Here is a 21,300-nt window from a genome sequence, read left to right as displayed (position 1 = left end):
GTGTTCAGTTGTTCAGTGCTTGTGTTCAGTTGTGAACCTGCGATTGACCGGCATTGCCGGCCAGGCCCCGGGCCAGACGGTTGCGGCGCATCTGGCACGAAACTGGCTGTGTCCGGCAGACAAAAACCACAAGAAGGCCACGCCATGTCCCTGGTGCTGGAACAGGTCAGCCGCAGCGTCGACAACCAGGCCTGGATCGTCGATGCCTCACTGCGTTTCGAACCCGGCTCGTTCAACGTGCTGCTGGGCCGCACCCTGGCCGGCAAGACCAGCCTGATGCGCCTGATGGCCGGGCTCGATCGCCCGGACCGGGGGCGGGTGCTGATGGATGGCCAGGACGTGACTGGCGTGCCGGTGCGCCAACGCAATGTGTCGATGGTGTATCAGCAGTTCATCAATTACCCGACCCTCAGCGTGTACGAGAACATTGCGTCACCGCTGCGTCAGGCACGCATGGACGAGCCCCAGATTCGCCGACGGGTGCAGGAAACCGCCGAGATGCTGCGCATCGAGGCCTACCTGCAGCGCCTGCCGCTGGAGCTGTCCGGTGGCCAGCAGCAACGCACGGCAATGGCCCGGGCGCTGGTCAAGGATGCTTCGCTGATCCTGTTCGACGAGCCACTGGTCAACCTCGACTACAAGCTGCGCGAGGGCTTGCGTCAGGAGCTGCGCGAGCTGTTCGCGGCGCGCCATTGCATTGCCGTGTATGCCACCACCGAGCCCAACGAGGCGCTGGCTCTGGGCGGCACCACCACCTTGGTTCATGAGGGCCGTATCGTCCAGAGCGGGCCTACCGCCGAGGTCTACCAGCGCCCGGGCAGCGTGCTGGCTGCCGAGCTGTTTTCCGAGCCGCCGATCAACCTGGTGCCTGGCCGTATCAGCGGCAACGACGTGAGCCTGGCCCAGGCCGTACACTTTGCCCGCAATGCCGACTTGCAGCCACTTGCCGAGGGTGACTACCGCTTTGGCGTGCGGCCCAGCCACATCAGCCTGGTGCCGGCGCACGACGACGACCTGGAATTGTCGGTGCTGGTGGAACTCGCCGAGATCAGTGGTTCAGAGACCTTCCTGCATGTACGCAACGAACACTGGCGCATGATCCTGCACCTGCCAGGGGTACACGAATACCAGGTGGACACGCCGATCCGCGTGTTCATCCCCACCCACAAGCTGTTCGTGTTCGACAGTACCGGGGCGCTGGTGCAGGCCCCGGGGCTGCGCCAGGCAAGGAGAGGTTGATGGCCGAGATCCGCCTGCGCCAACTGGCGCACAGCTACAGCCGCCAGCCCGCCAGCGAGGCGGACTATGCCCTGCACGCGCTGGAGCATGTGTGGGAGCAGGGCGGTGCCTACGCCTTGCTCGGGCCGTCGGGCTGCGGCAAGTCGACCTTGCTCAACATCATCTCCGGGCTGCTGACTCCTTCCCACGGCGAGGTGCTGTTCGACGGCAAGCCGGTCAACCAGCTGTCACCGCAGGCGCGCAACATTGCCCAGGTCTTCCAGTTCCCGGTGGTTTACGACACCATGACGGTGTTCGACAACCTGGCGTTTCCCTTGCGCAACCAAGGGTTGGACGAAGCCCGGGTGCAGGCCCGGGTGGAAGAGATTGCCGAGGTGCTCGACCTGTCGGCCGTGCTGCGCAAGAAGGCGCGCAACCTCAGTGCCGACGAAAAGCAGAAGGTCTCCATGGGACGGGGCCTGGTGCGCGATGACGTGTCGGCGATCCTGTTCGACGAGCCGCTGACGGTGATCGACCCGCACCTGAAGTGGAAGCTGCGGCGCAAGCTCAAGCAGATCCACGAGCAGTTCAACATCACCATGATCTACGTCACCCATGACCAGCTGGAGGCCTCGACGTTCGCCGACAAGATCGCGGTGATGCACGGCGGGCGCATCGTCCAGTTCGGTACCCCGCGCGAACTGTTCGAGCGGCCGCGGCATACCTTCGTCGGTTACTTCATCGGCAGCCCGGGGATGAACCTGATCGAGGTGCACGCCGAAGCGGACGGGGTGGCGTTCGGCGATATTCACCTGGTGCTGCCCGGGCAAGTGCGAGAGCACCTGCGAGAGCGCCTGGCGGCCACAGGCGGTGGTCGCCTGCAGCTGGGCATCCGCCCGGAATTCGTGCAGCTGTGGGACAGCCCGTTCGATGATGCCTACCCGGCACGGGTGCTGGACGTCGAGGACCTGGGCACCTACCGCATCGTCACCCTCGAGCTGGGAGGTGTCGCGCTCAAGGCACGCCTGGGCGAGGACCGCCCGTTGCCGGTGGCCCAGGCCTGGGTCAGCCTGCCGGCGCAGTGGCTGATGCTGTACCTCGACGATGTGCTGCTGGAGGCCGGGCCATGAACAAGGTGCCGAGCAACAAGGCCTGGTGGCTGGTGCTGCCGGTGTTCCTGCTGGTGGCATTCAGTGCGGTGGTGCCGATGATGACGGTGGTCAACTACTCGGTGCAGGACATCTTCGACCAGTCCAACCGCTACTTCGTCGGCGCCGACTGGTACCGTCAGGTGCTGCGCGACCCGGCGCTGCACGATGCGCTGCTGCGTCAGTTCATCTATTCCGCCTGCGTGCTACTGATCGAAATCCCGCTGGGTATCGCCATTGCCCTGACCATGCCGACCAAGGGGCGCATGGCGTCGGTGTGCCTGATCGTCATGGCCATCCCGCTGCTGATCCCATGGAATGTGGTCGGCACCATCTGGCAGATTTTCGGCCGCGCCGACATCGGCCTGCTCGGCGCCACACTGGCCAGGCTCGGGGTCAGCTACAACTACGCCGGCGACCCGTTCGACGCCTGGCTGACCGTGCTGGTGATGGACGTGTGGCACTGGACATCGCTGGTGGCGTTGCTCTGTTACTCGGGGCTGCGCGCCATCCCCGACGTGTACTACCAGGCCGCTCGCATCGACCGCGCCTCGGGCTGGGCGGTGTTTCGCCATATCCAGTTGCCCAAGCTGAAGAACGTGCTGCTGATCGCGGTGATGCTGCGCTTCATGGACAGCTTCATGATCTACACCGAGCCCTTCGTGCTGACCGGTGGCGGGCCCGGCAATGCCACCACCTTCCTCAGCCAGACCCTCACGCGCATGGCCGTGGGGCAGTTCGACCTGGGCCCGGCGGCGGCGTTCTCGCTGGTGTACTTCCTGATCATCCTGCTGGTTTCCTGGCTGTTCTACACAGCCATGACCCATGCCGACAAGGACTAGGCCATGAGCACGCGCAAATCGCTGGCCCTGCTGCTGTACTTCTTCTTCCTGCTGGTGCCGATCTACTGGCTGCTGAACATGTCGTTCAAGAGCAACACCGAGATCCTCGGCGGCCTGACCCTGTGGCCACAGGCGTTCACCCTCGACAACTACCGGGTGATCTTCACCGATGCCAGCTGGTACAGCGGCTACATCAATTCGCTGTACTACGTGTGCCTGAACACGCTGATTTCGCTGCTGGTGGCGCTGCCAGCAGCATATGCCTTCTCGCGTTACCGCTTCCTCGGTGACCGGCACCTGTTCTTCTGGCTGCTGACCAACCGCATGGCGCCACCGGCGGTGTTCCTGCTGCCGTTCTTCCAGCTGTATTCGTCGATCGGCCTGTTCGATACCCATATCGCCGTGGCCCTGGCCCACTGCCTGTTCAACGTGCCGCTGGCAGTGTGGATCCTCGAGGGGTTCATGTCTGGTGTGCCGAAGGAGATCGACGAAACGGCCTATATCGACGGCTACAGCTTCCCACGCTTCTTCGTGAAGATCTTCATTCCGCTGATTGGCTCCGGCATCGGCGTGACGGCGTTTTTCTGTTTCATGTTCTCCTGGGTCGAGTTGCTGCTGGCGCGCACCCTGACCTCGGTGAATGCCAAACCGATCGCCGCGGTGATGACCCGTACCGTGTCGGCCTCGGGCATCGATTGGGGCGTGTTGGCGGCGGCGGGGGTACTGACCATCTTGCCGGGCATGCTGGTGATCTGGTTCGTGCGCAACCATGTGGCCAAGGGCTTCGCCCTGGGCCGAGTGTGAGGAGGGCAAGGCATGGAGTGGATGGCCTGGACCTTGCCGACGGCGCTGTTCTTCGCCGCCGTTGGCGTGCTGCTGCTGGGCATGACCCTGCTCGAGCTACGCCGCCCCTGCGTGGAGCGACGCGGCTTCCTGCCGCTGGTCACCAGCCGTGGCGACCGTTTGTTCATCGGCCTGCTGGCCAGCGCCTACCTGCATTTGCTGGTGGTTGGCGTCAGCGAGTGGCCATTGTGGGTGGCCTCGCTGCTGTCGGTGGCGTGGCTGGTGGTGGTGCTGCGCTGGGGCTGAGCGAGCGGCCCTGTGGGATAACTGAAACGGGAGATCACAATGTTCGACAACAAGTACAACAGGCGACATTTGACCCTGGCCGCGTTGCTGGTACTGGCCAGCGTGCAGGGCACAGCCTGGGCCGACCAGTACGAGGATGCGGCAAGGAAGTGGCTCGGCAGTGAGTTCAAGCCTTCGACCCTTACCCCTGAACAGCAGCTGGCCGAGTTGAAGTGGTTCATCAAGGCTGCCGAGCCGTTCCGCGGCATGAAGATCAACGTGGTGTCGGAAACCATCACCACCCATGAATACGAGTCCAAGGTGCTGGCCAAGGCCTTCAGCGAGATCACCGGTATACAGCTGACCCACGACCTGTTGCAGGAAGGCGACGTGGTGGAAAAGCTGCAGACACAGATGCAGTCGGACAAGAACATCTATGACGGCTGGGTCAACGACTCCGACCTGATCGGTACGCACTTTCGCTACGGCAAGGTGGAATCGATCACCGACCTGATGGCCAACGAAGGCAAGGACTACACTTCGCCGACCCTGGACCTGAAGGACTTCATCGGCATTTCCTTCACCACCGCGCCGGATGGCAAGGTCTACCAACTGCCCGACCAGCAGTTCGCCAACCTCTACTGGTTCCGTGCCGACTGGTTCGAGCGGCCCGAGCTGAAGGCTAGGTTCAAGGAAAAGTACGGCTACGAGCTGGGCGTACCGGTGAACTGGTCGGCCTACGAGGACATTGCCAGGTTCTTCACCGAAGACGTCAAGGAAATCGACGGCAAACGCGTTTATGGCCACATGGACTACGGCAAGAAAGACCCGTCGCTGGGCTGGCGCTTCACCGATGCCTGGTTCTCCATGGCGGGTGGCGGCGACAAAGGCCTGCCCAATGGTTTGCCGGTGGACGAATGGGGCATTCGCGTGGAGGACTGCCACCCGGTGGGGTCCAGCGTGACCCGTGGCGGCGACACCAACGGCCCGGCCGCTGTGTATGCCACGCAGAAGTACGTGGACTGGATGCGTGCCTATGCGCCCAAGGAAGCCCAGGGCATGACCTTCTCCGAAGCCGGCCCGGTGCCGGCCCAGGGCAATATCGCCCAGCAGATCTTCTGGTACACCGCGTTTACCGCCGACATGACCAAGCCCGGTTTGCCGGTGGTGAACGCCGACGGCACGCCGAAGTGGCGCATGGCGCCCTCGCCGAAGGGGCCGTACTGGGAGGAGGGGATGAAGCTGGGCTACCAGGACACCGGTTCGTGGACCTTCTTCAAGTCCACCCCCGAGAAGCAACGCCTGGCTGCTTGGCTGTACGCCCAGTTCGTCACCTCCAAGACCGTGTCGCTGAAAAAGACCATCGTCGGCCTCACGCCGATTCGCGAGTCGGACATCAATTCCCAGGCCATGACCGAACTGGCGCCCAAGTTGGGCGGGCTGGTGGAGTTCTACCGCAGCCCGGCGCGGGTACAGTGGACACCGACCGGCACCAACGTGCCGGATTACCCGCGGTTGGCGCAGTTGTGGTGGAGCCACATCGCCGAAGTGGCCAGTGGCGAGAAGACCCCGCAGGAAGCGCTGGACGGCCTGGCCCGCGACCAGGACCGGATGATGGAGCGCTTGCAGCGGTCCAACGCCCAGGCCACCTGCGCACCGAAGCTGAACCCGGAGAAGGACGCCCAGTACTGGTTCGACCAGCCCGGGGCGCCAAAACCGAAACTCGCCAACGAAAAGCCCAAGGGCGAGACGGTCAGCTACAACGAACTGCTGAAGTCGTGGGAGGCGGCCAGGAAGTGATCGGCTGAGCACCGCGCCGGCTTCTTCGCGGGTAAACCCGCTCCCACAGAGATATCGCCATCTTCTGGGACGGCGCGCAACCTGTGGGAGCGGGTTCACCCGCGAAGAGGCCGGTGAAGCCAATGCATTGATCATGGGCAAAAAAAACGGCACCTGCCAGAGGTGCCGTTTTCATATCACGCGGTATTACTTGTGCAGCTCTTCAGCCGCATACAGCGTGTTCTCCAGCAGGCATGCGCGGGTCATCGGCCCGACGCCGCCCGGCACCGGCGTGATCCAGCCGGCGCGCGGCAGGGCGGTCTCGTAGACCACGTCGCCGACCAGCTTGCCGTCTTCCTGGCGGTTGATGCCCACGTCGATAACGATGGCACCTTCCTTGATCCATTCACCCTTGACCAGGCCAGGCTTGCCGGCGGCCACTACCACCAGGTCGGCGCGGCCTACATGGCCGGCGAGGTCCTTGGTGAAGCGGTGGCAGACGGTCACGGTGCAGCCGGCCAGCAGCAGCTCCATGGCCATCGGGCGACCAACGATGTTGGACGCGCCGACGATGACCGCGTTCATGCCGTACAGGTCCTGGCCGGTGCTTTCCAGCAGGGTCATGATGCCCTTCGGTGTGCACGGGCGCAGCAGCGGGATGCGCTGGGCCAGACGACCGATGTTGTAGGGGTGGAAGCCATCCACGTCCTTGTCCGGGCGGATGCGCTCGAGCAGCAGCGAGGCGTCCAGGTGCGCCGGCAGCGGCAACTGCAGCAGGATACCGTCGACGGCCGGATCGTCATTGAGGCGGTCGATCAGCTCGGTCAGGGCCTGCTGCGTGGTTTCGCTGGGCAGGTCGAACGCCTGCGAAATGAAGCCGACCTCTTCGCAGTCCTTGCGCTTGTGCGAGACATAGACTTGGGAGGCGGGGTCGGTGCCGACCAGGATCACCGCCAGGCCCGGCGTACGCAGGCCTTGCTGGCGACGCTCCACGACACGTTGAGCGATCTGCTGGCGCAGGCTGGCGGCGATCGCCTTGCCATCGATTAGGTGTGCAGTCATAGACGCGTGATTAACCATCGAGAAGGAAACAATTAAAGAGGGCGCATTCTCGCACGACATGGGCCAAGGGCAAAGGCGGGTGGTCGGGCAAATCCCCTAAGCCCTTAAATAATTTAAATTTTTTTGAGAAAGGTGTTGACGACTTTCAGGCTCGCCTATAAGATTCGCCGCACTTGTCGGGCACAGCCTAGCACTGGTTGGCGAAGTCGGGCAGAATGAGTGGTTTAGCAGTTACCTGTTAAAGGTCTCGTTCGGTTAGGCTTCAAGCTTAAGCGCCCGTAGCTCAGCTGGATAGAGCATCCGCCTTCTAAGCGGATGGTCGCAGGTTCGAGTCCTGCCGGGTGCGCCATTTAGGCAGCTTTGGCAAGCAAGTAGGCTGTAATGCAATATGGTGGGCGTAGCTCAGTTGGTAGAGCGCTGGATTGTGATTCCAGTTGTCGTGGGTTCGATTCCCATCGTCCACCCCATATTCTTCAAAGGCGCCTCGATAGCATCTGGCGCCTTTGTTTTAAGCGTTACGCGGACGTGGTGAAATTGGTAGACACACTGGATTTAGGTTCCAGCGGCGCAAGCTGTAAGAGTTCGAGTCTCTTCGTCCGCACCATGCTTCTGTAAGGTTGTACCGCAACATCGCAACACCGCAATATGGTGGGCGTAGCTCAGTTGGTAGAGCGCTGGATTGTGATTCCAGTTGTCGTGGGTTCGATTCCCATCGTCCACCCCATATTTCTTCGAAGGCGCCTTGATCGTGAGATCGGGCGCCTTTTTGTTTTTCGGGGTGGCTGTGGTGTGCATGTCTTGGGTGTTCTGGCGCCTGTGAGAACGAGCGCCGCGCGGGCGGCGCTTCGCAGCACAAGGCTGCTCCTACATCTGTTTCGGGCCAGTTATTCCTGAGGTGACGGCGCGCGGCCCTTTGGCGTCCACCGCGATATCGCGCCAGGCAAACAAAGCGGTCGCGTGCGTTGGCACAGGCGTGATTGTTCCGAAACAGATGTAGGAGCAGCCTTGTGCTGCGAAGCGCCGCGCGGGCGGCGCTCGATCTCGCAGGCGCTGAAAGCGTCATGGCGAGCTCGCTGAAAATGTCATGGCGAACCACCTCCCGGTCAAATCGCATCCCGGGCCTTGCAATCCTCTGGTGACGCCCCAATAAAAGCTGTTAGATTTCAGCCGGTTGAAACGCCGGCCCATTTGGCCGGCAGAGGAACAACCCGATGATTGCAAAAGAAGCCCGTCAGGCACTGGCGCTACAGCGCTTTGCCGAGGCCAACCCGCAGCTGCTCGAAGAGATCCGTGAGCTGGATGCGCGCGAGCAGGCTCAGCAGATCGAGTGGGCGTTCGAGGATGCGGCCGAGGAGCAGGGTATTCAGCCTTGGGAGTTGGCCCTGCAACTGATCGCCGAAACCCCCGAGCAACTGCAGGCCATGCGCCTGGAGACGCACCGTGAGGTAGCCGAGGCGCTGGGGATGAAGTGGGAGGAGTACTGCCAGTTCAACGAAATCGAACCTGAATAAAGGAAGCGAATTCGTTGGTGGCAGTTGTTTGACAAGGTATTTCGGCTGCAGGTCGCCTGGTGGCGTCGTGCGGCCCCATTGAAGCAGGCCCGGCGCTATGTCGTGCGGGCCGTGAAAGTTAATCGACCGGCGTGGTTTCCCGTCGTCCCGAGTGGGGTGACTTCTGCTGCGCGACTCACTAGAATGCTTGCCCTTGATTCTGGAGTCGGGCTAACGCCGGCTAACGTCTGTGCAACGAGGAATATCCATGCAAGTTTCTGTTGAAAACACTTCCGCTCTCGAGCGTCGCATGACCATCGCCGTTCCGGCCGAGCGCGTCGAGAACGAAGTCAACAAGCGTCTGCAACAGACTGCCAAGCGCGCCAAGGTTGCCGGCTTCCGCCCAGGCAAAGTGCCGATGAGCGTGATTCGTCAGCGTTTCGAAGCCGATGCCCGTCAAGAGGCGTTCGGTGACCTCGTCCAGGCTTCCTTCTACGAAGCCATCGTCGAGCAGAAGCTGAACCCGGCTGGCGCCCCTGCGGTAGAGCCGAAGTCCTTCGAAAAGGGCAAGGACCTGGAGTTCGTCGCCATCTTCGAAGTGTTCCCGGAGTTCACCGTTGGCGGCCTCGAGTCGATCAACGTCGAGCGCCTGAGCGCCGAAGTGGCTGATGCCGACCTGGACAACATGCTGGAAGTGCTGCGCAAGCAGAACACCCGCTTCGAGGCCGTCGAGCGCGCCGCGCAGAACGACGACCAGGTCAACATCGACTTCGTCGGCAAGGTCGACGGTGAAGTGTTCGCCGGTGGTTCGGCCAAGGGCACCCAGCTGGTACTGGGCTCCGGCCGCATGATCCCAGGCTTCGAAGACGGCCTGGTTGGCGCCAAGGCTGGCGAAGAGCGCGTTGTGAACGTGACCTTCCCAGAGGACTACCAGAACCTGGACCTGGCTGGCAAAGCCGCCGAGTTCACCATCACCGTCAACAGCGTTGCCGCTCCTGTGCTGCCAGAGCTGAACGAAGAGTTCTTCGCCCAGTTCGGCATCAAGGAATCGACCCTGGAAGGCTTCCGCACCGAAGTTCGCAAGAACATGGAGCGTGAACTGCGCCAGGCCATCAAGGCCAAGGTGAAGAACCAGGTCATGGACGGTCTGCTGGCTGCCAACCCGATCGAAGTGCCGAAAGCCCTGCTGGAAAACGAAGTCAACCGTCTGCGCGTGCAGGCTGTTCAGCAGTTCGGTGGCAACATCAAGCCTGAGCAACTGCCGGCCGAGCTGTTCGAAGAACAAGCCAAGCGCCGTGTGGTCCTGGGCCTGATCGTGGCCGAAGTGGTCAAGCAGTTCGAGCTGAAGCCGGACGAAGGCAAGGTTCGCGAAATGATCGAAGAAATGGCTTCGGCTTACCAAGAGCCTGAGCAGGTCATCGCCTGGTACTACAAGAACGACCAGCAACTGAACGAAGTCCGTTCGGTTGTGCTGGAAGAACAAGTTGTAGATACTGTTCTGCAGAAAGCGACTGTGACCGACAAGTCGGTCTCGTACGAAGATGCCGTTAAACCAGCACAGGCTCCAGCCGCCGCTGAGTAACAGGCTTCTCTCGTAGGAAACCCCCACAAGCCAGCCTTCGAGCTGGCTTGTGCGTATTCAAGCCATGACTATTTGGGAGTGAGCGCAGGACATGTCCCGCAATTCTTATATTCAGCAGAGCTCTGACATCCAGGCCGCAGGCGGTCTGGTCCCGATGGTTATCGAGCAGTCCGCCCGTGGCGAACGCGCTTACGACATCTACTCGCGCCTGTTGAAGGAGCGTGTGATCTTCCTGGTTGGCCCGGTAGAGGACTACATGGCCAACCTCGTCGTTGCGCAACTGCTGTTCCTTGAAGCGGAAAACCCGGACAAGGATATCCATCTGTACATCAACTCGCCGGGCGGTTCCGTCACCGCCGGCATGTCGATCTACGACACCATGCAGTTCATCAAGCCGGACGTCTCGACCATCTGCATCGGCCAGGCCTGCAGCATGGGCGCCTTCCTGCTGGCTGCTGGTGCCAAGGGCAAGCGTCACTGCCTGCCCAACTCGCGCGTGATGATCCACCAGCCGCTGGGCGGCTTCCAGGGTCAGGCCACCGATATCGAGATCCACGCCCAGGAAATCCTCAATATCAAGGCCCGCCTGAACGAGCTGCTGGCCTACCACACCGGCCAGGATCTCGAGACCATCAAGCGCGACACTGAACGTGACAACTTCATGAGCGCCTCGCGCGCGGCCGAGTACGGCCTGATCGACTCGGTCTACGACAAGCGGCAACTGGCCTCCTGAACCGGGGTGCCAGAGCAGGTAGGCGCGGAAAGCGCCTACCTGCGGACTTGAAAAAGCCCGCAATTGCCTTCATCTTGTGTTGCAAGCCTACCGGATTGGATCGATCGAATGACTGACACCCGTAACGGCGAGGACAGCGGCAAATTGCTTTATTGCTCCTTCTGCGGCAAAAGCCAGCACGAAGTGCGCAAACTGATTGCCGGGCCCTCGGTATTTATCTGCGACGAGTGCGTCGACCTGTGCAACGACATCATCCGTGAGGAGGTGCAGGAAGCCCAGGCCGAGAGCAGCGCGCACAAATTGCCTTCGCCGAAAGAAATCAGCGGTATCCTGGACCAGTACGTCATTGGTCAGGAACGCGCGAAGAAGGTGCTTGCCGTAGCGGTGTACAACCACTACAAGCGCCTGAACCAGCGTGACAAGAAGGGTGACGAAGTCGAACTCGGCAAGAGCAACATCCTGCTCATCGGGCCGACCGGCTCGGGCAAGACCCTGCTCGCCGAAACCCTTGCACGCCTGTTGAACGTACCGTTCACCATTGCTGACGCCACCACCCTGACCGAAGCCGGTTACGTGGGTGAGGACGTCGAGAACATCATCCAGAAGCTGTTGCAGAAGTGCGACTACGACGTGGAAAAGGCCCAGATGGGCATCGTCTACATCGACGAGATCGACAAGATTTCGCGCAAGTCGGACAACCCGTCCATCACCCGTGACGTATCGGGCGAGGGCGTGCAGCAGGCACTGCTGAAGCTGATCGAAGGCACCGTGGCCTCGGTTCCGCCGCAAGGCGGCCGCAAACACCCGCAACAGGAATTCCTGCAGGTCGATACCCGCAACATCCTGTTCATCTGCGGTGGTGCCTTCTCGGGCCTGGAAAAGGTCATCCAGAACCGCTCCACCAAGGGTGGCATCGGTTTTGGCGCCGAAGTACGCAGCAAGGAAGAGGGCAAGAAGGTTGGCGAGTCCCTGCGTGAGGTCGAGCCGGACGATCTGGTCAAGTTTGGCCTGATCCCGGAATTCGTCGGCCGCCTGCCGGTGCTGGCAACCCTCGACGAGCTGGACGAGGCCGCGCTGATGCAGATCCTCACCGAGCCGAAGAACGCCCTGACCAAGCAGTATGCCAAGCTGTTCGAGATGGAAAACGTCGACCTCGAGTTCCGCAGCGATGCGCTCAAGGCCGTGGCGCGCAAGGCCCTGGAGCGCAAGACCGGCGCCCGTGGCCTGCGTTCGATCCTCGAAGGCGTTTTGCTCGACACCATGTACGAGATTCCTTCGAAGAAGGATGTCAGCAAGGTGGTGATCGACGAGAGCGTCATCGATGGCACTTCGCAGCCGCTGATGATCTACGAAAACAGCGAGCCGCAAGCCAAGGCCGCGCCGGACGCCTGATCCAGGTAATGGCCGGTTGATGGTTGCAAGCAAGAAGGGGCCTACGGGCCCCTTTCTGCTTTTCCTGCGCTAGCGCTTGTAATTTCCCAAGCCTGCCCCCACATTAGGTCCAAGCATCATTTCCACCGGTTTCCGGCCATAAGGCCGCTGTAGAGGCGAAATCATGAAGACCACCCTCGACTTGCCTCTTTTGCCATTGCGCGATGTCGTTGTTTACCCGCACATGGTCATCCCGCTGTTCGTGGGGCGCGAAAAGTCCATCGAAGCCCTTGAGGCGGCGATGACGGGCGAAAAGCAGATTCTTCTGCTGGCCCAGAAAAACCCGGCCGACGATGATCCGGGCGAAGACGCCCTGTACCGCGTCGGTACCGTTGCCACCGTGCTGCAATTGCTGAAACTGCCCGATGGTACCGTCAAGGTGCTGGTCGAGGGCGAGCAACGCGGCGCCGTGGAGCGTTTCAGCGAAGTAGAAGGGCACATCCGTGCCGAAGTTTCCCTGATCGACGAAGTCGACGCCGCCGAGCGCGAGTCGGAAGTGTTCGTGCGCACGCTGCTGTCGCAGTTCGAGCAATACGTGCAACTGGGCAAGAAAGTCCCAGCCGAAGTGCTATCGTCGCTGAACAGCATCGAAGAGCCAGGGCGCCTGGTCGATACCATGGCCGCACACATGGCCCTGAAGATCGAGCAGAAACAGGAAATTCTCGAAATCGTCGACCTGCCGACCCGTGTCGAGCACGTACTGGCGCTGCTGGATGCCGAAATCGACCTGCTGCAGGTCGAAAAGCGCATTCGCGGTCGGGTCAAGAAGCAGATGGAGCGCAGCCAGCGCGAGTACTACCTGAATGAGCAGATGAAGGCCATTCAGAAGGAACTCGGTGATGGCGACGAAGGCCACAACGAAGTCGAAGAGCTGAAAAAGCGCATCGAAGCCGCTGGCCTGCCCAAGGATGCACTGGCCAAGGCCCAGGCCGAGCTGAACAAGCTCAAGCAGATGTCGCCGATGTCGGCCGAGGCCACTGTGGTCCGTTCCTATCTCGACTGGTTGGTGCAGGTGCCGTGGAAGGCCCAGAGCAAGGTGCGTCTGGACCTGGCCAAGGCCGAGGAAATCCTCGATGCCGACCACTACGGCCTGGAAGAGGTCAAGGAACGCATCCTCGAGTACCTTGCCGTGCAAAAGCGCGTCAAGAAGATCCGCGGGCCGGTACTGTGCCTGGTCGGCCCACCCGGCGTCGGCAAGACCTCGCTGGCCGAGTCGATCGCCGCTGCCACCAACCGCAAGTTCGTGCGCATGGCCCTGGGTGGTGTGCGTGACGAGGCCGAGATCCGTGGTCACCGCCGAACCTACATCGGTTCCATGCCTGGCCGCCTGATCCAGAAGATGACCAAGGTGGGGGTGCGCAACCCGCTGTTCCTGCTGGACGAAATCGACAAGATGGGCAGCGACATGCGTGGCGACCCGGCCTCGGCACTGCTCGAAGTGCTCGACCCGGAGCAGAACCACAACTTCAACGACCACTACCTGGAGGTCGACTACGACCTCTCGGACGTGATGTTCCTGTGCACCTCGAACTCGATGAACATCCCGCCGGCGCTGCTCGACCGGATGGAAGTCATCCGCCTGCCGGGCTACACCGAGGACGAGAAGATCAACATCGCGGTCAAGTACCTGGTGCCCAAGCAGGTCAAGGCCAACGGCTTGAAGAAGGACGAGCTGGAAGTCGATGTCTCGGCGATCCGCGACATCATCCGCTTCTACACCCGCGAAGCCGGTGTGCGCGGCCTGGAGCGGCAAATCGCCAAGGTCTGCCGCAAGGTGGTCAAGGAACATACCGGGCAGAAGCAGGTCAAGGTCAAGGTAGCCAGCGAGCAGCTGGAGCACCTGCTGGGCGTGCGCAAGTTCCGCTACGGCCTGGCCGAGCAGCAGGACCAGATCGGCCAGGTTACCGGCCTGGCCTGGACCCAGGTGGGCGGCGAACTGCTGACCATCGAAGCCGTGGTCATCCCCGGCAAGGGCCAGCTGATCAAGACCGGCTCGCTGGGCGACGTCATGGTCGAGTCGATCACCGCCGCGCAGACCGTGGTGCGCAGCCGTGCCCGCAGCCTGGGTATCGCCGCCGACTTCCACGAGAAGCACGACGTGCATATCCACATGCCTGAGGGCGCCACGCCGAAGGATGGCCCAAGTGCCGGTATCGGCATGTGCACCGCGCTGGTGTCGGCGCTGACGCAGATTCCGGTACGTGCCGATGTGGCCATGACCGGCGAAATCACCCTGCGTGGCCAAGTGCTGGCCATTGGCGGGTTGAAGGAAAAACTGCTGGCGGCACACCGTGGCGGGATCAAGACGGTGATCATTCCCGAGGAGAATGTTCGCGATCTGAAGGAGATTCCGGAAAATATCAAACAGGATCTGCAGATCAAACCGGTCAAATGGATTGACGAAGTCCTGCAAGTTGCGCTGCAATACGCCCCGGAGCCCTTGCCAGATGTGGCTCCGGAGATTGTCGCGAAAGATGAAAAGCGCGACGGCGATGCTAAGGAAAGAATTAGCACGCACTAGTAGTTTTTGGCTGGGGGGCTTTCCTTGACAGTTTTTTCGGGGCCTTGCTATAAAGCGGCACGCTATTGTCATCAGGCCACCCAGCGCACGTTTCATAAGCTTTTCATTACATACTTAGAAACAAACTCAATAGAGAAATAAGGGGACTTAGAGTGAACAAGTCGGAACTGATTGACGCTATCGCCGCATCTGCTGACATCCCGAAAGCTGTAGCCGGCCGTGCGCTGGACGCAGTCATCGAATCCGTCACCGGCGCCCTGAAGCAAGGTGACGATGTGGTACTGGTTGGCTTCGGTACCTTCTCGGTCAAGGAGCGTGCAGAGCGCACCGGCCGCAACCCGCAAACCGGTAACGCGATCAAGATCGCTGCCGCCAAGGTTCCAGGCTTCAAGGCTGGCAAAGGCCTGAAAGACGCCGTCAACTAAGTCGTCTCTTTCAGCCGGACCCGGCCTGGCCAGGTCCGAGCACGGTGATGGCGGGGCGCAAACGTTCCCGCCTGACACGTTTGCTAAGAAAAGGCGCATCCTCGGATGCGCCTTTCTTTTATCAGGTTTCTACCCACGCTCCGCGGTTGTCGACGCAGTGGTACAGCCGTTTCTGGGGGACGCATGCTGCAAAATATCAGGGACAATTCACAAGGTTGGATTGCCAAGACCATCATCGGCCTTATCGTCGTGTTGATGGCGTTGACCGGCTTCGAAGCCATTTTCCAGGCCGCCACCCATAGCCAGGACGCCGCCAAGGTGAACGGCCAGACCATCAGCCAGAACGAGCTGAGCCAGGCGGCCGACATGCAGCGCCGTCAGCTGATGCAACAGTTGGGCAAGGATTTCGACCCGGCGCTGCTGGATGACAAAATGCTGCGCGAAGAGGCACTTAAGGGCCTGATCAGCCGCAAGCTGCTGCTGCAAGGCGCCGAAGATGCCAAATTCGCCTTCTCCGAGGCCGCACTGGATCAGGTGATCCTGCAGACGCCGGAGTTTCAGGTGGACGGCAAATTCAGTGCCGACCGTTTCGACCAGGTCATTCGCCAGATGGGCTATGGCCGCATGCAGTTCCGCGACATGCTCGCCGAGGAAATGCTCATCGGCCAACTGCGCACCGGCCTGGCCGGCAGCAGCTTCGTGACCGACCAGCAGGTCGATGCCTTTGCCCGCCTCGAGAAGCAGACCCGTGACTTCGCTTCCCTGACCTTCAAGGCCGACCCGGCCGCGGTCAAGGTCAGCGATGAAGAGGTCAAGGCGCACTACGACCAGCACGCCAAGGAGTTCATGTCGCCAGACCAGGTGGTGATCGACTACATCGAGCTGAAGAAGTCGGCGTTCTTCGATCAGGTCAAGGTGACCGACGAAGAGCTCAAGGCCCAGTATGAGAAGGAAATCGCCAACCTCGCCGAGCAGCGCCATGCCGCGCACATCCTCATCGAGGTCAACGACAAGGTCACCGACGCCCAGGCCAAGGCCCGCGCCGAAGAGATCGAGCAGCGCCTGGCCAAGGGCGAAGACTTTGCCGCGCTGGCCAAGGAGTTCTCCCAGGACCCGGGTTCGGCCAATAGCGGCGGTGACCTTGGCTTCGCCGGCCCGGGCGTTTACGACCCGGCGTTCGAGGATGCGCTGTACAAGCTGCAGGACGGCCAGGTCTCGGCGCCGGTTCGCACCGAGTTCGGCTACCACCTTATCAAGCTGCTGGGCGTGCAGGCGCCGGAAGTGCCGAGCTTCGCCAGCCTGAAGGACAAGCTGACCCGTGACCTGAAGATCCCGCTGGTCGAGCAGCGTTACGTAGATGCCAGCAAGCAGCTGCAGGATGCTGCCTACGAGGCTTCCGACCTGGCCCAGCCGGCCCAGGACCTGAACCTGAAGGTGCAAACCTCCGCAGCGTTCGGCCGCGAGGGTGGCGAAGGCATCACTGCCAACCGTTCGGTCGTGCAGGCCGCATTCTCCGAAGAAGTGCTGGAGGAGGGTGCCAACAGCACCGCCATCGAGCTCGACCCGGAAACCACCGTGGTGCTGCGCGTCAAGGAGCACCGCAAGCCTGAGCAGCTGCCGCTGGAAGCCGTGGCCAAGAACATCAGCGAGCACCTGGCCAAGGAGAAGGCAACTGCCGAGCTCAAGGCCAAGGCGGACAAGCTGATTGCCGGCCTGCGTGACGGTTCCATCGCAGCTGGCAGTGTGCACGAAGGGCAGGGCTGGAAGGCCTATGAAGCAGTTACCCGCGGGGAGGACGGTATCGACCCGGCCGAGCTGCAGGCGCTGTTCCGCCTGGGCAAGCCACAGGCCAAGGACAAGCCGGTTTATGGCAGCGTCGTGCTGCGTGACGGTAGCCTGGTGGTTCTGCAGCTCAAGGGTGTCAACGAAGGCGCTGCTGCCACCGACGAAGAGAAGCAGCAGATCCGCCGCTACCTCGCGTCGCGTGCTGGCCAGCAGGACTTCGCGGCATACCGCAAGCAACTTGAAGCCAAGGCGGACATCACCCGTTACTAAGATGATGGATGCATGAACGAACAGGCCGCCTTGAGCGGCCTGTTTCGTTTCTGTTGCTCATCGCCGCGCTTTAGGCCTGTTCGATACCCCTGTAGGAGCAGCCTTGTGCTGCGAAGAGGCCAGCAGAACAATAGATTCTCTTCGGCCCTGATGGCCTCTTCGCAGCGCAAGGCTGCTCCTACATGTGCTTCGCATGTCTTGACGTCGATGCCGGCAATGAGGCCAGTACAGGCCGTGTTAGCGTTTCACCCCTTCATGGATATCCAGCGTATCCCGCGCAATCTCCCGCCCCAGGGCAATCAGCTCCGGCGCCTTGTAGAACTCGAAAAACCGGCACACTCGTTTGGGCACGTTGATCAGCACATCCGGTGGATAGCCTGCGATCTTGTACTGTGCCAACGAGGTCTGCATGACCTCGAAGCTCTGGTTGATCAAGTCCAGCAGCGAAGCGGGCCCCACGTTGTCGATGATGAACGAGCCGGTCGCAGACTTTGGCGCACCCTCGCGCTCCGGTGCCGCCGCCGGTTGCTGGCCTTCCGGGTTGGCGGCATCGGCCAGCCACGGATTAGGCGGCGCCAGCCCTTCGGCGACGATTTCCTGCTCGATGCGTATCAGCTCCTCCGCCGGCTTGCGCCGGAACGGCAAGCGCGAACCCAGCGAACTGAGTAGCGCATCGAAGCGCATCTTGAACGCCGCTGGGCGTTCGATCACCGGTAGCTGGTACTGCTTCTGGTTGGTGGCATTGAGGTTGACCGCGATGATCAGGTCGCAGTGGCTGGACACCACCGGCACGATCGGCAGCGGGTTGAGGATGCCGCCGTCGACCAGCATGCGGTTGCCTTGCATCACCGGGGTGAACAGGCTGGGGATGGCTGCCGAGGCGCGCATGGCCTGGTGCAGGCAGCCCTCCTGGAACCAGATTTCCTGCTGGTTGGTGAGGTCGGCTGCAACCGCGGTGTAGGGGATGCGCAATTCCTCGATGTTGATCTCGCCGACGATCTTGCGGATTTGCCCGAACACCTTGTCGCCGCGAATTGCGCCTAGGCGAAAGCTGACATCGACCAGGCGCAACACATCCAGGTAGTCGAGGCTCTCGATCCAGTTGCGGTAGTCTTCCAGCTTGCCGGCGGCATAAATGCCGCCGATCACCGCACCCATCGAGCAGCCGGCGATACAGGCAATGTCGTAGCCGCGGCGCTCGATTTCCTCGATCACGCCGATGTGTGCATACCCCCGGGCTCCGCCCGATCCCAGTACCAGTGCCACGCGTTTGCTCATGAACATTCCCCGGCCAGTGCAACCATGGTCCTACAATGCACCCATCGCCACCTGTGCTTCAATGTGCATCGTGCTGAGCTACTGTAATAAAACTGGCTGGGCCAAGCTGGCTGGGCAGGGCACTTTTCAGCTGCCGGGGCGTCGAACAGCCAATGTTTTTTCCATTGAGGTATTACCGATGAAAGCCTGGATCTGCCTTCCACTGATCGCCTTGGCCCTTGCTGGCTGCGCGGGCAAGACGGCCTACCGCGAGAGTTGCGCAACCCAACTGGATGCCGCCTGGAAGGAGCTGGACCTGGCCAAGGCCGAAGGCTTTGCCGGTGCCGTGAGCTACTCCAAGGCCTTGTCGCTGCTGACCGGTGCCAAGACCCAACAGCAGTTCGAAGGTTATGAAAGCTGTACCAGAAAAGCCGAAAAGGCCCGTTTCTACATTCGTGAGTCTCGCGCCGGGCGCTGACCAAGGAGCGTCTTTCAATGTCTGCCATGCTCGATCATGTGGTTGCCCAGATAGTGGCCTTGCAGGTGCGCCTGCTGGCCTGCCGCGAGCGCCTGGCTGCCGATACCGACAGCGAGGCCTTGCATGACCTGCGCACCACCCTGCGGCGCCTGCGCAGCCTGCTGCGGCCGCTGCGAGGGCTGCCGGGGGTGGAGCAGCTGGAGGAGGCCGCCAGGTCGTTGGGTGCCCTCACCACGCCGTTGCGCGACCGTGAGGTGCTGGCGGCCGAATTGATCGGGCATGGTTTTGCCGAGGCCGGGCAGCGGCGCCTGGAAGGGCGTGCCAGGACATTCGCCAGTGTTGCCGCCAGCCCCGAGCTGACGCGGGTGCTCGCGATTGTCGACGCGTTTCCGCTGTTCATGCGTGCAGCCGGTCGCGAGGGCCTGGTCAAGGCGCTGGAAAAGCGCATCGACAAACGCCTGGGCAAGCAGTGGCGCAAATTGTACCAGGCGCTGCAGGACCCGGCCCACGACCGCCACCGCCTGCGTTTGCTGATCAAGCGTGCGCGCTATGGCGATGAGGCCTATCCGCAGCTCGACCATGCGGGCAAGCAGTTGCGGCGCTTGCTGAAGCAGGCCCAGGGCGACCTGGGTGACTGGCATGATCGCCTGCAATGGCTGCTGCAGGCGCGCGAGCATGCCGACCTGGCGCCGTGCAGGGTCGCCTGGGAGCAGGAATTGCATGAGGCCGAGCGCCATTCGGATGCGACGCTGGATGCACTGCAGCAGGCGTTGGCGCGGCGAAAGCCCGAAAAATGACCGAAATGCGGGCTGATCGGCATGGGTTTGCTGGCTAGGATGGGCAGACCTTATTCGCAGCAGGCAGGAGCCGGCCAATGAATTTCAACCAACTGCTCGACGCCGTGCGGGCCAACCCCGAAGCTGTATGTGTCCCGCCAAACTGGGCCCAGGGGCGCGCCGCCTTTGGCGGGCTGATGGCGGCCATGGTGTATGAAGCCATGCGCCAGAAAATCTCCGATGACCGCCCCGTGCGTTCTTTGGCCATCAGCTTTGTGGCGCCAGCCGCGGCAGATGTGCCAATCCGCTTCGATGTAGAGGTGCTGCGTGAAGGCAAGGCTGTCAGCACCTTGCTGGGCCGTGCTGTTCAACACGGCCAGGTAGTGACGCTGGTGCAGGGCAATTTCGGTGCAGGGCGGCCGTCGGTGGTCGATGTGCCAGCCTTGCCGGCCGAGGAAATGAAAGCGCTCGACGATGCAGCTCCCGAGCTACCCCATATCAAAGGCGTTACTCCGGAGTTCATGCAGCATGTGGCCTTGCGCTGGGCGGTGGGTGGATTGCCGTTCAGTGGCAATCAGTCGCGGCAAATGGGCGGTTGGGTACGTTTGCGCGGGGTGGCCGAAGAACCGGTCAACGAGGCGCACCTGCTGGCGCTGGTCGATGCCTGGCCGCCAAGCCTGATGCCGTTTCTCAAGCAGCCGGCTGCCGGCAGCACGTTGACCTGGACCATCGAATTCATGCAGCCCAGGGCGCAGCTGTCGACCCTGGATTGGTGCCGTTATTGCGTGGAAACCGAGCACGCGCGGGATGGTTACGGGCACGCTGCCGCTGCGTTGAGGACGGCGCAGGGCGAGTTGCTGGCCTTGAGCCGGCAGACGGTTACCGTGTTTGCCTAGCAGATACCTGCAGGCCTGCACGCTTTCCTGTAGGAGCGGCCTTGTGTCGCGAAAGGGCCGCAAAGCGGCCCCGGCAATCCTCGCGGCGAAGCTGTAAATCCGGGGCTGCTGCGCAGCCCTTTCGCGACACAAGGCCGCTCCTACAAAAGATTGCGCGTGATTGGAGCATCAATGGCGATGCTTGTGTCGTTCCCGCCAGGCCTTCCACCAGGCCCCGCTCAGCAAGAAGCGCGGAAACGTGATGAACTGCTCGGTCAGCAGGCGTTGCACGGCATCCTTGCGGTTGGCGAAGGGTTCGGGTTGCTCGGCTTCCAGTCGATGGCCCTGGCGTTGCAGGCCCAGGCCGGCGATCAGCGCAATGATGCCAACGGCAATCTGGCCCAGGTCCAGACCGAACAGGCCGGACAGAATCAGCAACGTGCCAAGGATGAACAAAGGCACGGCGATCAGGTGCAGCACCAGGTTGGCCGGGTGGCGGTGGTTGTGGTGGTAGCCGCGCCATTGCCAGGCGGGCAGGTTGGGCAGGCGTTTGCTCATGG

The 21,300-nt window shown here is 61.8% G+C and carries 19 protein-coding genes and 4 tRNA genes; 20 read left to right on the top strand and 3 right to left on the bottom strand.

Translation table 11 applies throughout. The features are described from left to right. The first annotated feature begins 144 nt into the window (after positions 1 to 144). Genes WM94_RS13815 through WM94_RS13790 form a run of 6 tightly spaced genes read left to right on the top strand, consistent with a single transcriptional unit; the run spans position 145 to position 6,076 of the window. A complete protein-coding gene (locus tag WM94_RS13815) occupies positions 145 to 1,239 on the top strand; it encodes an ABC transporter ATP-binding protein (RefSeq protein WP_015269689.1) in 1,095 nt (364 codons plus the stop codon). Then, entirely contained in the window at positions 1,239 to 2,348 is a 1,110-nt protein-coding gene (locus tag WM94_RS13810) for an ABC transporter ATP-binding protein (protein WP_061551423.1), read from the top strand. Before WM94_RS13815 ends, WM94_RS13810 begins: the two co-directional genes overlap by 1 nt. Then, the gene (locus WM94_RS13805; protein ID WP_061551422.1) at positions 2,345 to 3,208 is read left to right on the top strand and encodes a carbohydrate ABC transporter permease; all 864 of its coding nucleotides are present in this window, start codon (positions 2,345 to 2,347) and stop codon (positions 3,206 to 3,208) included. Before WM94_RS13810 ends, WM94_RS13805 begins: the two co-directional genes overlap by 4 nt. 3 nt (positions 3,209 to 3,211) lie before the next feature. Further along, complete coding sequence (locus WM94_RS13800) at positions 3,212 to 4,012, top strand: carbohydrate ABC transporter permease (RefSeq protein ID WP_013971876.1); 801 nt, start codon at positions 3,212 to 3,214, stop codon at positions 4,010 to 4,012. Positions 4,013 to 4,024: 12 nt separating this feature from the next. Next, positions 4,025 to 4,297 (top strand): DUF2160 domain-containing protein, encoded by a 273-nt coding sequence (locus tag WM94_RS13795; RefSeq protein ID WP_061551421.1) that lies wholly within the window; start codon positions 4,025 to 4,027, stop codon positions 4,295 to 4,297. A 39-nt stretch (positions 4,298 to 4,336) separates the two neighbouring features. Then, a complete protein-coding gene (locus WM94_RS13790) occupies positions 4,337 to 6,076 on the top strand; it encodes an ABC transporter substrate-binding protein (protein ID WP_013971878.1) in 1,740 nt (579 codons plus the stop codon). A gap of 186 nt (positions 6,077 to 6,262) precedes the next feature. On the opposite strand, the gene folD is transcribed toward WM94_RS13790, so the two are convergent. Next, on the bottom strand, positions 6,263 to 7,117 hold the full coding sequence (gene folD, locus WM94_RS13785) for a bifunctional methylenetetrahydrofolate dehydrogenase/methenyltetrahydrofolate cyclohydrolase FolD (protein WP_013971879.1): 855 nt from the start codon (positions 7,115 to 7,117) through the stop codon (positions 6,263 to 6,265). Positions 7,118 to 7,389: 272 nt separating this feature from the next. On the opposite strand from folD, the gene WM94_RS13780 reads away from it, so the two are divergent. The 11 genes from WM94_RS13780 (at position 7,390) to WM94_RS13730 (ending at position 17,354) form a co-directional block, all read left to right on the top strand. Next, positions 7,390 to 7,466 (top strand) — tRNA-Arg (locus WM94_RS13780). 42 nt (positions 7,467 to 7,508) lie between these two features. Then, positions 7,509 to 7,584: transfer RNA gene (locus WM94_RS13775), tRNA-His, on the top strand. Positions 7,585 to 7,636: 52 nt separating this feature from the next. Next, positions 7,637 to 7,721, top strand: a tRNA-Leu gene (locus WM94_RS13770). 44 nt (positions 7,722 to 7,765) lie between these two features. Next, positions 7,766 to 7,841, top strand: a tRNA-His gene (locus WM94_RS13765). Positions 7,842 to 8,328: 487 nt separating this feature from the next. Beyond that, complete coding sequence (locus tag WM94_RS13760) at positions 8,329 to 8,628, top strand: DUF6388 family protein (RefSeq protein ID WP_061551420.1); 300 nt, start codon at positions 8,329 to 8,331, stop codon at positions 8,626 to 8,628. 247 nt (positions 8,629 to 8,875) lie between these two features. Further along, on the top strand, positions 8,876 to 10,189 hold the full coding sequence (tig, locus tag WM94_RS13755) for a trigger factor (protein WP_024086620.1): 1,314 nt from the start codon (positions 8,876 to 8,878) through the stop codon (positions 10,187 to 10,189). A 91-nt stretch (positions 10,190 to 10,280) separates the two neighbouring features. Next, entirely contained in the window at positions 10,281 to 10,922 is a 642-nt protein-coding gene (gene clpP / locus WM94_RS13750; RefSeq protein ID WP_003259400.1) for an ATP-dependent Clp endopeptidase proteolytic subunit ClpP, read from the top strand. Between the two features lie 108 nt (positions 10,923 to 11,030). Continuing rightward, positions 11,031 to 12,314, top strand: coding sequence for an ATP-dependent Clp protease ATP-binding subunit ClpX (gene clpX / locus WM94_RS13745; protein ID WP_013971882.1), 1,284 nt, complete (start codon positions 11,031 to 11,033; stop codon positions 12,312 to 12,314). A gap of 163 nt (positions 12,315 to 12,477) precedes the next feature. After that, a complete protein-coding gene (gene lon / locus WM94_RS13740) occupies positions 12,478 to 14,874 on the top strand; it encodes an endopeptidase La (RefSeq protein WP_061551419.1) in 2,397 nt (798 codons plus the stop codon). A gap of 152 nt (positions 14,875 to 15,026) precedes the next feature. Beyond that, positions 15,027 to 15,299 carry an HU family DNA-binding protein gene (locus WM94_RS13735; RefSeq protein WP_003259401.1) on the top strand — a complete coding sequence of 91 codons (273 nt, stop codon included), beginning with the start codon at positions 15,027 to 15,029 and terminating at the stop codon, positions 15,297 to 15,299. 183 nt (positions 15,300 to 15,482) lie between these two features. After that, on the top strand, positions 15,483 to 17,354 hold the full coding sequence (locus tag WM94_RS13730) for a SurA N-terminal domain-containing protein (protein WP_061551418.1): 1,872 nt from the start codon (positions 15,483 to 15,485) through the stop codon (positions 17,352 to 17,354). A 237-nt stretch (positions 17,355 to 17,591) separates the two neighbouring features. Here WM94_RS13730 and WM94_RS13725 read toward each other — a convergent pair whose 3' ends face one another. After that, positions 17,592 to 18,632 (bottom strand): patatin-like phospholipase family protein, encoded by a 1,041-nt coding sequence (locus WM94_RS13725; protein WP_061551441.1) that lies wholly within the window; start codon positions 18,630 to 18,632, stop codon positions 17,592 to 17,594. 178 nt (positions 18,633 to 18,810) lie between these two features. On the opposite strand from WM94_RS13725, the gene WM94_RS13720 reads away from it, so the two are divergent. From WM94_RS13720 to WM94_RS13710, 3 genes are all read left to right on the top strand, one after another. Beyond that, positions 18,811 to 19,089 (top strand): hypothetical protein, encoded by a 279-nt coding sequence (locus WM94_RS13720; protein ID WP_003259403.1) that lies wholly within the window; start codon positions 18,811 to 18,813, stop codon positions 19,087 to 19,089. Between the two features lie 17 nt (positions 19,090 to 19,106). Continuing rightward, positions 19,107 to 19,886, top strand: coding sequence for a CHAD domain-containing protein (locus WM94_RS13715; protein ID WP_013971887.1), 780 nt, complete (start codon positions 19,107 to 19,109; stop codon positions 19,884 to 19,886). A 77-nt stretch (positions 19,887 to 19,963) separates the two neighbouring features. Beyond that, positions 19,964 to 20,761 (top strand): acyl-CoA thioesterase II, encoded by a 798-nt coding sequence (locus tag WM94_RS13710; RefSeq protein ID WP_061551417.1) that lies wholly within the window; start codon positions 19,964 to 19,966, stop codon positions 20,759 to 20,761. Between the two features lie 168 nt (positions 20,762 to 20,929). Here WM94_RS13710 and WM94_RS13705 read toward each other — a convergent pair whose 3' ends face one another. Continuing rightward, on the bottom strand, positions 20,930 to 21,298 hold the full coding sequence (locus WM94_RS13705; protein ID WP_015269702.1) for an Mpo1-like protein: 369 nt from the start codon (positions 21,296 to 21,298) through the stop codon (positions 20,930 to 20,932). Between the last annotated feature and the right edge of the window lie 2 nt (positions 21,299 to 21,300).

Source organism: Pseudomonas sp. ABFPK, assembly GCF_001586765.1.
GTDB classification, from domain to species: domain Bacteria; phylum Pseudomonadota; class Gammaproteobacteria; order Pseudomonadales; family Pseudomonadaceae; genus Aquipseudomonas; species Aquipseudomonas asiatica.
Note: the sequence above shows the minus strand (reverse complement) of the source record. Positions and strands in the feature narration are given on the sequence as shown.

Coding starts and splice junctions, on each gene's coding strand:
- WM94_RS13705 (WP_015269702.1), bottom strand. CDS start 21,298: ATGAGCAAACGCCTGCCCAACCTGCCCGCCTGGCAATGGCGCGGCTAC.
- clpX (WP_013971882.1), top strand. CDS start 11,031: ATGACTGACACCCGTAACGGCGAGGACAGCGGCAAATTGCTTTATTGC.
- WM94_RS13725 (WP_061551441.1), bottom strand. CDS start 18,632: ATGAGCAAACGCGTGGCACTGGTACTGGGATCGGGCGGAGCCCGGGGG.
- WM94_RS13715 (WP_013971887.1), top strand. CDS start 19,107: ATGTCTGCCATGCTCGATCATGTGGTTGCCCAGATAGTGGCCTTGCAG.
- lon (WP_061551419.1), top strand. CDS start 12,478: ATGAAGACCACCCTCGACTTGCCTCTTTTGCCATTGCGCGATGTCGTT.
- folD (WP_013971879.1), bottom strand. CDS start 7,117: ATGACTGCACACCTAATCGATGGCAAGGCGATCGCCGCCAGCCTGCGC.
- WM94_RS13795 (WP_061551421.1), top strand. CDS start 4,025: ATGGAGTGGATGGCCTGGACCTTGCCGACGGCGCTGTTCTTCGCCGCC.
- clpP (WP_003259400.1), top strand. CDS start 10,281: ATGTCCCGCAATTCTTATATTCAGCAGAGCTCTGACATCCAGGCCGCA.
- WM94_RS13760 (WP_061551420.1), top strand. CDS start 8,329: ATGATTGCAAAAGAAGCCCGTCAGGCACTGGCGCTACAGCGCTTTGCC.
- WM94_RS13730 (WP_061551418.1), top strand. CDS start 15,483: ATGCTGCAAAATATCAGGGACAATTCACAAGGTTGGATTGCCAAGACC.
- tig (WP_024086620.1), top strand. CDS start 8,876: ATGCAAGTTTCTGTTGAAAACACTTCCGCTCTCGAGCGTCGCATGACC.
- WM94_RS13810 (WP_061551423.1), top strand. CDS start 1,239: ATGGCCGAGATCCGCCTGCGCCAACTGGCGCACAGCTACAGCCGCCAG.
- WM94_RS13720 (WP_003259403.1), top strand. CDS start 18,811: ATGAAAGCCTGGATCTGCCTTCCACTGATCGCCTTGGCCCTTGCTGGC.
- WM94_RS13710 (WP_061551417.1), top strand. CDS start 19,964: ATGAATTTCAACCAACTGCTCGACGCCGTGCGGGCCAACCCCGAAGCT.
- WM94_RS13790 (WP_013971878.1), top strand. CDS start 4,337: ATGTTCGACAACAAGTACAACAGGCGACATTTGACCCTGGCCGCGTTG.
- WM94_RS13805 (WP_061551422.1), top strand. CDS start 2,345: ATGAACAAGGTGCCGAGCAACAAGGCCTGGTGGCTGGTGCTGCCGGTG.
- WM94_RS13800 (WP_013971876.1), top strand. CDS start 3,212: ATGAGCACGCGCAAATCGCTGGCCCTGCTGCTGTACTTCTTCTTCCTG.
- WM94_RS13815 (WP_015269689.1), top strand. CDS start 145: ATGTCCCTGGTGCTGGAACAGGTCAGCCGCAGCGTCGACAACCAGGCC.